Annotated in this window: 10 protein-coding genes, 1 rRNA gene and 1 pseudogene; 2 read left to right on the top strand and 10 right to left on the bottom strand. The window is 42.3% G+C overall.

The genetic code is table 11. From position 1 onward, the window contains the following. Positions 1-135: 135 nt before the first annotated feature. The 4 genes and pseudogenes from FTT75_RS15930 to FTT75_RS14645 all read right to left on the bottom strand — a co-directional run. Positions 136-237: pseudogene (locus tag FTT75_RS15930) on the bottom strand (zinc transporter ZupT); the annotation flags it as partial. Positions 238-327: 90 nt separating this feature from the next. After that, entirely contained in the window at positions 328-438 is a 111-nt protein-coding gene (locus FTT75_RS14655; RefSeq protein WP_005173576.1) for a methionine/alanine import family NSS transporter small subunit, read from the bottom strand. 10 nt (positions 439-448) lie between these two features. Continuing rightward, positions 449-1924, bottom strand: a complete 1476-nt coding sequence (locus FTT75_RS14650; protein WP_074383770.1) for a sodium-dependent transporter — start codon at positions 1922-1924, stop codon at positions 449-451. Positions 1925-2520: 596 nt separating this feature from the next. Next, positions 2521-3969 carry an aldehyde dehydrogenase family protein gene (locus FTT75_RS14645; protein WP_074383771.1) on the bottom strand — a complete coding sequence of 483 codons (1449 nt, stop codon included), beginning with the start codon at positions 3967-3969 and terminating at the stop codon, positions 2521-2523. A gap of 135 nt (positions 3970-4104) precedes the next feature. Between FTT75_RS14645 and FTT75_RS14640 the strand changes: the two genes are divergently transcribed. Together FTT75_RS14640 and FTT75_RS14635 are read left to right on the top strand one after the other, a co-directional pair. Continuing rightward, positions 4105-4794, top strand: a complete 690-nt coding sequence (locus tag FTT75_RS14640) for a TIGR04219 family outer membrane beta-barrel protein (RefSeq protein ID WP_180050532.1) — start codon at positions 4105-4107, stop codon at positions 4792-4794. A 379-nt stretch (positions 4795-5173) separates the two neighbouring features. After that, positions 5174-5725 (top strand): type 1 glutamine amidotransferase domain-containing protein, encoded by a 552-nt coding sequence (locus FTT75_RS14635; protein WP_074383773.1) that lies wholly within the window; start codon positions 5174-5176, stop codon positions 5723-5725. A 47-nt stretch (positions 5726-5772) separates the two neighbouring features. Here the strand turns inward: FTT75_RS14635 and FTT75_RS14630 are convergent, their stop codons facing one another. From FTT75_RS14630 to rrf, 6 genes are all read right to left on the bottom strand, one after another. After that, positions 5773-6096, bottom strand: a complete 324-nt coding sequence (locus FTT75_RS14630) for an ankyrin repeat domain-containing protein (RefSeq protein ID WP_180186762.1) — start codon at positions 6094-6096, stop codon at positions 5773-5775. 151 nt (positions 6097-6247) lie between these two features. Next, complete coding sequence (locus FTT75_RS14625) at positions 6248-6646, bottom strand: hypothetical protein (RefSeq protein ID WP_100329636.1); 399 nt, start codon at positions 6644-6646, stop codon at positions 6248-6250. 103 nt (positions 6647-6749) lie between these two features. Next, complete coding sequence (locus FTT75_RS14620; RefSeq protein WP_100355472.1) at positions 6750-8099, bottom strand: aromatic acid/H+ symport family MFS transporter; 1350 nt, start codon at positions 8097-8099, stop codon at positions 6750-6752. Between the two features lie 337 nt (positions 8100-8436). Continuing rightward, positions 8437-9801: an MFS transporter gene (locus FTT75_RS14615; RefSeq protein ID WP_171294226.1), complete on the bottom strand. Its 1365-nt coding sequence runs from the start codon at positions 9799-9801 to the stop codon at positions 8437-8439. 288 nt (positions 9802-10089) lie between these two features. Next, positions 10090-11337, bottom strand: coding sequence for an esterase-like activity of phytase family protein (locus FTT75_RS14610; RefSeq protein ID WP_227523951.1), 1248 nt, complete (start codon positions 11335-11337; stop codon positions 10090-10092). A gap of 166 nt (positions 11338-11503) precedes the next feature. Further along, positions 11504-11613 (bottom strand): 5S ribosomal RNA (gene rrf, locus FTT75_RS14605); the annotation flags it as partial.

Raw genomic sequence — 11613 nt, 5'->3', positions numbered from 1 at the left:
AAAACTGTAAAGCGTATATTGCAAGAACGGACTGATCGCTATAAGTCGGAACTGACCGACTCAGGCTCTAGTTACACGTTTGGCAACAAGACATTAACAGAGTGCGAATTAGTCCTTGACTATGTTTAACTACATTTTAAGGAACAGTATCAGTCCCCCACCCAACACGGTGGCAAGCCCAGCGAAGAAGGTCACGGCAAAGGCTGTATAGACTTGTCCATCTGAAACGGAAATCATGCCAAATCGTCAGCCATTAAAAAAGTCATTATCACCATAGATGATAATGACTTTCGTTTACAGTAAAACAGTAGGTTTATGTGAAGATTTTTAGTCTTCTGGTTCTTCCGGATTTTTTGCCAGATGAATCACGGACAGTACCAGACCACCCCACAATAAAACGATAGAGATGATCATCATCACCAGTGCAGATGTATTCATAATCGCTCTCCTAGCTATGACGGTCTTTGACCAGACTAAACAGAATGGCGCCCAGAATAAAGAATGCCATGACACCTCCACCCACCATCCACAGGGTGCTGGCAGCATAGCCACCATAACCTTCTGCCATGATCGATTTAAGGGTCAGACCCAATGCCATTAATAAGGACAACGGCGTGATGACGGTCAGCATGAAGTTCCAGCTGCGACCAAGTTTCACGCTGGCGAACTGATTCACATGGCCTTCCAGCTGCTTCATTAATGGACGACGGAACCACGACAACAGAATAATGGAGATCAAACCACCACCGACAATACCGATATTATTGGCAAAGTAGTCAATAATGTCGACAAAGGTAATCGCACTATGGGTCGAGAACATCAAGGTAGAAATCACCGCTGAACCACCGGCAATAATCGTGACTGACTTGTTCTTCGACCAGCCCAGTTTGTCCTGGAATGCGGCAATCGGAACTTGCAGGATACTGACCATCGAGGTAATACCGGCAACGGTCAATGAAGCAAAGAACAGGAAGCCAAACAGGTCACCGCCTGCACCTAAACTGGAAATGATTTTCGGGAAAGCAATAAAGGCCAGACCAATACCGCCAGATACGACATCTTCAACATTTGCACCTGCGCTGAAGGCCATAAAACCAAGCGCTGCAAATACACCAATACCCGCCAGAATTTCAAAGGATGAGTTGGCCAGTGCTACCACGATCCCAGAACCGGTCAAATTGGTTTTGCGTTTCAAATAAGAGGCATAGGTCAACATAATCCCGAAGCCCACCGACAGTGAGAAGAAGATATGACCAAATGCGGCCAGCCAGACTTTATAATTACTCATGGCCTCCCAGTTCGGCGTAAAGAAAGCATTTAAGCCGTCGACTGCACCCGGTAAGCGTACCGCCTGAATCACCAGAATAGAAAATAAAATTACCAGAAGTGGCATAAAGATTTTATTCGCCAGTTCCACCCCACGGCGTACCCCACCGTAAAGAATCAGCATCACCGCAGCCCAAACAACCACCAGACCGAAAAACAGGACAGGAACAAAACCTAAACTTAAACCTTCACCATTTTGCAGATAAGTGTTAAAGAAAAAGTCTTGGGTATCTGTGCCCCACTGCTGTCCAAAGGAATAGAACATATAACTGCCGGCCCAGGACAAAACGCTGGCATAATAAATCCCGATGATCAGGGTCACCATCACCTGCCACCACCCCAAGGATTCGGCATTCATGAGTTTTTTATAGGCCATGGGTGGTGCTTTACGGAACTTGTGTCCGACCGCATAGTCTAAAAACAATAAAGGCAAACCTGCTGCAAAAATCGCAATCAGGTAAGGGATCAGGAAAGCCCCACCCCCATTTTCATAAGCCACATAAGGGAAACGCCAGATATTTCCCAAGCCAACGGCGGAACCAATGGCTGCAATAATGAATCCTGATCGTGCAGACCAATTCTCACGAGTTTCTGTCATAGAACACCTAAACTTTAAACCCCTTCAGATGCTGCTTGTTATGGTTATAGCGCAAGCAAATAAAGAAGCATTTCAATTATTTCGGGTGTTTGGATTAGAGCTGCACCTTTTGGGCGTCGAATTCTAATGTACAAACAGGTCAGCAGGTCTTACATCTTGCTTAAAGTCTGATCGAAAAGCTGACCTTGTAGATGGTTCAACAATACTGACTTTTTTAAATTTTTTCTGTAAATTCTGCTGAAAATATTCGTTATTTATAATCTATTCGAATTAAGCGTTCAATAATTCAACGAAACCCACCTGATTTTATAGGCTATATATTGACAAACTTTTTGGAATATATCTTTCTTAAGTTTGACTACAGAACCGCAGTCAAGCAAAGCTCATGCTGCGATCATCCAAATCGCCTTATATTTATAGAAGAATTCGAGTCAAAGGCTTATCGCGATGTGAGCCACTCTATAGCTGAAATGCGCGGAGCAGAGATCTGATCGCCCTGCTCCACGTGCATCTTTGACATCTGAAAATGGACTGCAATACCCCGGTCTGACCTGCAGCAAATTCATTATAGAATCTGAGCGATTGATGTCATTTACTTAAGATTTAATCACCAGCATCCGTTCTTCCTGCATATCGCGAATGGCAGATTGAATCCCTTCACGGCCTAAACCTGAATCCTTCACCCCACCATAGGGCATGTTGTCCACCCGGAAAGATGGAATGTCATTGATAATGACCCCGCCGACATGCAGATGATCCCAGGCATACAGCATCTTGTTCAAGTTCTGGGTATAAACTCCGGCCTGCAAGCCAAAACGGCTACGATTGATACAGGCAATCCCCGCTTCAAAATCTGGATAAGGTTCAATCATCGCCACCGGACCAAAGACTTCATCACGGTAAATTTCCAGACCATGATCCACGTTTTCCAATAAAGTCGGTGCGAACATCACGCCATTTAGCTCACCTCCAATCAGGATTTTCGCATCCTTTTTCAGTGCTTTTTCCAGCCATTTTTTCAGGCGTTTGGCTTCTGCTTCCTTGATCATCGGGCCGACCAAAGTTGTGCTCAGATTTGGATCGGTGGCTTTCAGATGTTTGAGTTTTGCAAGCAGTTTATCTCTGACTTCGGCATAAATATCCTGATGCACCAGAATGCGCTGTACACTGATACAGACCTGCCCGGCATGACCATAAGCACCGCCAACCAGACGGGTAATCAAGGCATCATTAATTTCGGTATCCGGCTCGATCATCACTGCGGCATTACCGCCCAGCTCCAGAACCACTTTTTTGCGGCCAGCTCGCGCTTTCATATCCCAACCCACCACATCGGAACCAGTAAAACTGAGTAATTTAAAACGGTCATCGGTGACCAGCACATCGGCCAGCTCGCGCGGACAGGGTAAAACTGAAAATGCGCCTTTCGGCAAATCGGTTTCCGCCAGAATCTCGGCAATTTTCAAGGCAGAAATCGGCGTCAGACTGGCGGGTTTCAACACGAAAGGACAACCGGCAGCAATTGCCGGTGCAATTTTGTGGGCGGTCAGATTTAAGGGAAAATTAAAAGGGCTGATTAAAGACACTGCGCCAATCGGCACCTGCTTAACCATACCCTGATACCCCGATGCTGCCGTGGTTACAGCCAAAGGCAGCATACGTCCCTGATCAATTTGAGTCACGGCATCTGCGGCAATTTGAAAGGTATTAATCAGACGCTCGACTTCGGCTTCTGCCGCTTTGCGCGGTTTACCGCCTTCTGCAATCAGAATTTCAGTCAGTTCTTCACGAATTTCATGAAAACGGCGCACACAATGCAGTAGAATTTTCTGTTTTTGAAAGGGTTCTAAAGCCGCCATCTCTGCCTCGGTGTCTAGGGCAGACTGAATGGCCTGCTCCAGACTTTTGGCATCGGCCAAAGCGACACGTGCATAGAGTGCTTGCGTATATTTATGTTTAACCTCTAGCCATTCTCCGGTCTGAACCGCCTGACCAGCCACATAGAATGAATAGTCTTTACACTGTTGTACTGCTGTAGATCGCATTTTTTAGTCCTTCAAAATCCCAGGATATACATTTTTGAAATTCTCTATATCATGCACTTGCTGATAAATATTAAGAAGATGTTTTTAAGTAACCAGACACGCTCAATTTTAATAAAGCTTTAGGGACTCACTGTCATGCAGACAAAAATACTCGCCACATTATTCTTCAGTTTTGGATTAAGCACGCTCAGTCATGCAGATTTCATCGGGGCAAAAGCTGATCTCAGCTACTGGAATTTTAACGGTTATAGCGAAAATAGCAGTATGAAACATGATCTGGATCGACAAGGTACGGCGCAGCTGTCCGTGGCTTTTGAACATCCAGTGCCACTGTTGCCAAATGCCAAAATCAAATACGTCAATCTGGACAGCAACAGCGAACAAAGCACTCCGATCAATGCCTCAGAAATCGAACTGAAGAATATTGACTATATTCTGTATTACGAATTGCTGGATACCGTGGTACATGCCGATGTAGGCGCAGGCTTAAGCAATCTGGAGGGTACGGTAAAAAACCTGAATACCGAGGCTTTCACGCAATACGATCTGGATGAATACACTCCACTGCTCTATGCAACTGCAGGGGTTAAATTGCCATTTACCGGACTGAGTGCCAAAGCAGAAGCCGTTTACAGTCATGGCAGCGATAGTAAAAAGACCGATGTACAGGCTGAGTTACAATATGATTTTATTGATAATCTGCTGGTCGATGTCGGTGCCAAAATCGGTTATCGCATGATGACGGTAGATTTTCAACAGGATCAACGTCCAGATTTACAGCTGGAATTTAAAGGCCCGTATATTGGCTTAGATGTACATTTTTGATGACAAGAATTCAGCAGCTAGTCGTGCTCAATTTCTCTGCGTTCATGTAAGTCAAAGCGTACAACAATAAGCGCAATCTGCTGCTGGTACAAAATCTGCTTGTGTATTACTTTAGACACATAGAGAGCAGGATGCTCCGAAAACCTAAAAACAACAAGAATAAGCAAGCATCAGGACGTGAGGTACGACAGGAGTTATACCTAAATCACAAGATACGGAAAAAGCCCCAACAGGATGTTGGGGCTTTTTTTCTGCTATTTCTTTTTCTGTGCATTGCTTTATTTATCATTGCTTAACAGTTCCGAGTTAAAACTCCAACATTGTAAAAATTGGCTTGTTGTTAAGCTAAAAATCCTCACATTTTTTGGGAACAGCAATCATGGTAAAAAAGGTCCTCTTTATTACATCCAATCAAGGTATTGAACATGATGAACTGACTGAGCCTTTAAATTTTTTAAAGTCCAAAGGTTTTGAAGTGATTCATGCTGCAGAAAAAAATGAAGATGTCGCCACAGTCAAAGGTGATACCAAAGCTGCTACCCAATATACGCCTGATACCAGTTTCGACCATGTCGACCTGAATGATTATGATCTGTTGGTGATTCCAGGTGGTACAGTCAACGCAGATACCTTAAGAATTAATCAGGATGCCCAGAAAATTATTCAGCACTTTGCCGACAATCACAAACCGGTTGCGGCGATCTGTCACGGGCCATGGGCCTTAATTGATGCAGATCGAATTAAAGACAAGAATCTGACCTCGTATAAAAGCATCAAGCTGGATCTGGAAAATGCCGGCGGAAAATGGGTCGATGAAGAAGTGCATCGCTGTAATACCGGTGGCTGGGTACTGATTACTTCACGGAATCCGGATGATCTTCCGGCCTTTAATGAAGCCATTTTAAAAGAACTTGAAGGCGATGCTACCTAAGTTCCTACCATAAAAAGAGAACCTCATGATTAAGGTTCTCTTTTGCTTTAAATAGTTCCGGTCAAGCTTTTTAGATAAACCATCACTTCTTTATTGCCTGCCATTTCGGCCAATTCTAAAGCAGTATTAGGACTGCGATGTGCAATATCAGCACCCTTGCTGACCAAGAGTTTGACCACTTCCAGATGATCATTTTCAGCAGCGGCCTGTAAGGCACTATAGCCTTCTTCGTCGGCAGAATTGACGTCCAGACCTTCCTGTAACGCCTGCTCGACCTGTTCAACATCACCTAAGGAAGCCCAGTACACTAATTCAGGAAGATGCAGTTCATCATCATCTTCTGGGATTGGGGAGAATGAGTTGATGTTCATCTAAGTAATCCTATTTATTCAATATCTATGATTGATTCTAACGCGCTCTACTAAATAAAAAACTATAGCTATGAATATGTATAGGAAAATACGGTAAAACTATGTATTTAATGTTTGAAGAGAGAACTACTTGGAGAAGAATCAAAATCCATTATTTATTTTTACAATTACCGCGAAATACCATTGCATTGTCCATATAAGTAAAGGATTTGATAGGTTTACTTTGGTACTCCTCAACAATAAGGGAATATACATTGCTTCCTCTTCCTAATCCTTCCCCTATTTTTAAATAGTTAATGACTTTAAAACTATTATCTTTGGAGCCTGGATCAATAATAATTGGTTTATTAACATAATCATTTTTCAAAGCCCCACTTATGATTCCTGTACTACGATTAACATTGAAAATTTGACCGAGGTAATGATTCTCTAAATTTTTCACATCATAACTATTAGATATTTCTTCTATTACACATTCATAACTATTTATTTTTTGAGCATACACAAAAGAATTTGCTAAAAATATTGCACCTAAAATTAATATTCTCATAAAAGTTATATCTCTTTTTATAAAACTGATTCTCTTTATAGAATACTATTATTCAAAAATCAAAAAAGCCCCCTTTCGGAGACTTCTTATTTAATACTTAGCTTTAAGCTTTAGACACTGCGGGTTCAATTGAACCAATCTTTTCAGACTCATTGTCATGCATGATCAAGGCAACCGCAATTGCAGTAATCAGCACCGGTAAACCTACTGCCATAAAGTTGAAGTAAGCAGGCAGGTTCATACCCAGTAAGCCACCGATCAGGATTGGGCCTACAATCGCGCCCATACGACCAATCGCAGACGACCAGCCAATACCTGTCGAACGTACTGCAAGCGGGTAGAACTGCGCAACATAGCTATATAGCAACATTTGTGAACCAATTGACGCTGCACCTGCCAAGAACACCAGGATGTATAGCAGGAAGGAGTTCGATGCAAAGCCCATTAGGCTCATCACAATCGCACCCATCATACCGAGGAACATCAGTACCGGTTTCAGGTGGAAACGATCCGCGAGAATACCACCACCGACAATACCCACAACCGCACCAACGTTCATTACCATCATGAACATCAGACTGTTGTCCATCGAGTAGCCCGCTGCCATCATCAACTTCGGTAACCAGCTGCTTAAAGCATACATAGTTAACAGACAAGTGAAGAACGCGACCCAGAACAATAAGGTATTGACCGCACGGCCACGACGGAACAAGCTCACCACGTTTGCTGCTTCAGGCACATTTTCCTGTGGCAGGGTAAGCGTTGTATTCTCGGTAACCGTTAGATTTGGTGCCAGACGACGTACGATTTGACGTGCTTCAGCCTGCTTGTTTTGCTTCACAATAAATGCCAGCGATTCAGGCAAAAATTTCCAGATCACTGGTAATAAAAATAATGGAATACCCGCGATAAAGAACATGATTTCCCAACCAAAACTTGGGGTAAACCATGAACCCAACAACGCAGCCATTACACCACCGACGGCATAACCACTAAACATGGTGGTTACCAAGGTACTGCGCATTTTTTGTGGCGCATATTCCGAAGTCAATGCCACCAGATTCGGCATGACCCCACCAATACCCAGACCGGCAAGAAAACGTAAAATACCGAATTCGGTTGGATTTGAGGCAAAGCCACCCGCAAAAGTTAAACCACTGAATAATACAATACAGATCATGATCACTTTCTTACGACCGATCTTGTCCGCGAGGGAACCGAAGATCATCGCACCAAACATCATGCCAGCCAGTGCGGTACTTGCAAGCATGCCCGCTTGCACTGCACTTAAGCCCCAGTCTTGCATCAGTAAGGGTAAAACCACACCATTGATTGCTAAATCGTAGCCATCAAATAAGATAATGAGTAAACACCAAGCAACTACATTGAAGTGGAAAGGCGTGAATTTCGCATTATCGACTACAGAATTTACATCTATTTTTTCCGTTGTCATCGTTCTCATCTCCCATGAGTACTTGTCCATAACATCTTTGTTGAAGATTGAAGGCAATCTTCAATGTCAGGCAATATACGCAAGCGGGATTTAAGGCACAATAAGACTAATTGATATTCTGCTATGACAAATGTAATGCCATTTATTTGCGTGATATATCACATTATTATTAAAAATTAAATTTTAAGCTATTAATAATAATGACTTTAATTTAAGCAGAATTTGTAGATTTTTTAGCTCAATCACTTTTTTTGAGTGGTTTTATTTCATACTAAAGATATAAAAAACCCCTTCAGACAAAGGGGTTTTTTAAACTGAATGAATCTATGAGGATCGTTTAAATTTTGGCTGCTTTTAATTGTTTCACCTGAACGCGACCGGGTTGTGGTTGACGAATCATTGAAATAGCGATGATACCAATAATACCCGGCATGGCAACCGCGATGAAATTCCATTTATGTGGTAATTCCATACCCAGCAGCATACCAATCACAATTGGACCCACAATTGCACCTGTACGCCCCACAGCAGAAGCCCAACCAATACCGGTAGAACGTACTGCAACAGGATAGTATTGAGCAACATAGCTATATAACAAGATACTGGTACCAATAGATGAAGCACCTGCCAAACTGACAAGTAAATAAATAACAGGTGTTGGAGAGTTAAAGCCTAAACCAACCAGAGACAGTACACCCACAGTTAACATACTAATAAGAACAGGTTTAAAGTCAAAACGGTCTGCCAGAATACCACCGCTAATGGTTCCGATCACGGCACCAATATTCAGTGCTAATAAGAACATTAAACTGCTGCCTAAAGAATATCCCGCAGCCATCATGAGTTTTGGCAGCCAACTTCCAAGTGCATAAAGCATGAGCAAGCACATAAAGAAAGCAATCCAGAATAAGAATGTTCCCATTGCACGATTTTCTGTAAATAACGCTTTTACTGATGCACTTTGTGTCTGATCGCCTGTGGCTAGAACCAGTTCAGTGTCTGCTCGTACGTCTGCAGTTGGCTCAACTCGTTTTATAAAATGACGTGCCTCATTCATTTTTTGTTCTTTAACCAAGAAAGTTAGAGACTCAGGTAAGAACTTCCAAAACAATGGAACAAAAAGTAAGGGAATACCTGCAATGAAGAACATAATTTCCCAACCAAAACTTGGGGTAAACCATGTACCACATAATGCAGCCATAATCCCACCTACGGCATAACCACTAAACATGGTGGTTACAAGTGTACTTTTTAAACGTTTAGGCGCATATTCAGAGGTTAACGCAACCAGGTTAGGTAATACCCCGCCTATGCCCAAGCCGGCAATAAAACGTAAAATACCAAACTCTGTTGGAGTGGTGGTAAATCCACCCAAAAATGTAAAAGCACTAAATAAAGTGACACAAATTAAAATCACTTTTTTACGACCGATTTTGTCTGCAAGCATCCCAAACAGCATGGCACCAAACATCATGCCGGCTAGTGCTGTACTGGCAAGCATGCCTGCTTCAACAGCACTCATGCCCCACTCCTGCATCAGTAGAGGCAGAACGACACCGTTAATTGCTAAATCATACCCGTCAAATAGAACAATAAACAAACACCACAATACAATGCTTAAGTGAAATTTAGTGAATTTTGCCTGATCAATCACATCATTCACACTAACCGTATTTGCTGCCATTTTCGTGTTTTCTACCATTTTTACTCACCTCCTGTGAGTTATTATTCGTTGTTTTCAGCACGACACATGCCACTAACTCTTATTTATTATTTTTAATGATTCTTATCGCCATGTTCGTGCAACAACTTAGTTCAACACAGCTAATTTTCAGGCAATATGCGACTAAAGTCTTAAGCTTTGCTCAAAATTCTAAACCCATGCGTCCAGTTTTTAATGATTTCTTAACAATTCAAGCTACTTCTTCGATATAAAAATCCCTGAGTTCTCAGACTCAGGGAACGTTTTAAAATTGAGAAAAAACTGAAATTAATATAATGCTTGAGCTAATCGGATTTGAATAATTTCATTATCATCTGCCAGATTTCGATTACGACCACTTGAACCGGGAAAGTTATTGTCATTCAAGACGGTAATTAAATCAGGCCCTTCAATAATAATGTCTTCAATGGTCTGAAATGGAAAACCAAAGCGCTGACCGGTGGCAAGATCTCCCGGACGTACCGGACCATAAAGTAAATCTGGATTGGCCAGATCCATTAAATTAACCAGTTCTTCACGTGCGACAGACTCACCGGACTGATTCAATCTGACCTTGATTAATTTTTTATAGCCGCCCAGATTATTTTCACTGTCATCACGTTCAATAATCACACCTTCTTTGGCACTAAATAACTGAAAATCACCAATTGCAGAGGCTTTCGAAGCCAACTCAAAATAATAGAAATTTCCAGTATAAACTTTCTTTTCCAGATCAAATTCTGAAATGATTAGTTGTGGCGTCGTAGCATTTAATAAAGGTTTTTCAAGTAAAGGATATAAATAGCGACCATTGGGGGAAATTGCCATACCTTCAAAGCCCCCACTCCGCTGTACCAAAGGTTCAATATAACCGGTAGTCCCCTTGTTTAGCTGATTTTGTGGAGATCTGAGTTCAGTTCCAGCTTCTAATGGATGCGCTAAAGCAATCGGCGGACTTTTTAATATTCCATCTGCACTAAAATGTAATAAATAAGGGCCAAATTCATCTCCAATCCAGATATCGCCATTGGGCGCGCGCTGCATAGATTCCGGATCAAAGTCAGCACCTGTCAATAAACGCTCTTGAGTATTCTGATGGACAATTTCAAAAGGAATCAGTTTGTTCGGATCACGAAGCTGAATATAAGATAAATGTTTGACAGTTGCTGTACCGCCCGCCTTGGTTCTGAAAGCGCTAGAAAGATGATGCAAACGCAATAAATAATCAGAAGAATTATCTTGCGAGCCAAAGCCATTATCCGACATCACCAGATAAGTTCCATCCGGCTGCTTTAATGCAGCAGAAAAACCCTGTACAGGCTGGCCTGAAAATGGAGGAAAAATACCATTTGCCCCACGTACATCTCGTCCTGAATCAGGGCCTTTTGCATAGGTCTCTACATCCAGTTTGGCAAAAGACACCAAAGTTGGTTCAGTTACGCTTTCGATGGGCTGAAGGGTTTTATCATCGGATTCATTGCATGCCGTCAGAGCGAATACAGAGACCGCCAGCAAACTTAAAGAAATTTTTCTCATACATCTATTCATCTTTTTATAAAGTCGACATCTTATTTAATACAGTGTGAATGACAGGACAGTTGCGATGAGATGAAGTTTTAAGGACAGTTTTATCTTAATAATTATAAAACCCACACACAAAAAAACACCCCCAAGCCTTGGCTTGAGGGTGTTTCGAATAATGAGCTGGCGATGACTTACTCTCACATGGGTAACCCCACACTACCATCAGCGCAAAGAGGTTTCACTTCTGAGTTCGGGAAGGGATCAGGTGGTTCACTCTTGCTATTGTCG

This window comes from Acinetobacter sp. YH01008 (assembly GCF_013420435.1).
In the GTDB taxonomy this organism is placed as follows: domain Bacteria; phylum Pseudomonadota; class Gammaproteobacteria; order Pseudomonadales; family Moraxellaceae; genus Acinetobacter; species Acinetobacter pseudolwoffii.
This window is presented reverse-complemented; position numbering and strand designations above follow the sequence as displayed.

Bases quoted from the DNA above. Each gene is read 5' to 3' on its own strand.
- FTT75_RS14625 (WP_100329636.1), bottom strand. From the start codon at position 6,646: ATGAGAATATTAATTTTAGGTGCAATATTTTTAGCAAATTCTTTTGTG.
- FTT75_RS14655 (WP_005173576.1), bottom strand. From the start codon at position 438: ATGAATACATCTGCACTGGTGATGATGATCATCTCTATCGTTTTATTG.
- FTT75_RS14650 (WP_074383770.1), bottom strand. From the start codon at position 1,924: ATGACAGAAACTCGTGAGAATTGGTCTGCACGATCAGGATTCATTATT.
- FTT75_RS14610 (WP_227523951.1), bottom strand. From the start codon at position 11,337: ATGAGAAAAATTTCTTTAAGTTTGCTGGCGGTCTCTGTATTCGCTCTG.
- FTT75_RS14615 (WP_171294226.1), bottom strand. From the start codon at position 9,801: ATGGTAGAAAACACGAAAATGGCAGCAAATACGGTTAGTGTGAATGAT.
- FTT75_RS14640 (WP_180050532.1), top strand. From the start codon at position 4,105: ATGCAGACAAAAATACTCGCCACATTATTCTTCAGTTTTGGATTAAGC.
- FTT75_RS14645 (WP_074383771.1), bottom strand. From the start codon at position 3,969: ATGCGATCTACAGCAGTACAACAGTGTAAAGACTATTCATTCTATGTG.
- FTT75_RS14630 (WP_180186762.1), bottom strand. From the start codon at position 6,096: ATGAACATCAACTCATTCTCCCCAATCCCAGAAGATGATGATGAACTG.
- FTT75_RS14620 (WP_100355472.1), bottom strand. From the start codon at position 8,099: ATGACAACGGAAAAAATAGATGTAAATTCTGTAGTCGATAATGCGAAA.
- FTT75_RS14635 (WP_074383773.1), top strand. From the start codon at position 5,174: ATGGTAAAAAAGGTCCTCTTTATTACATCCAATCAAGGTATTGAACAT.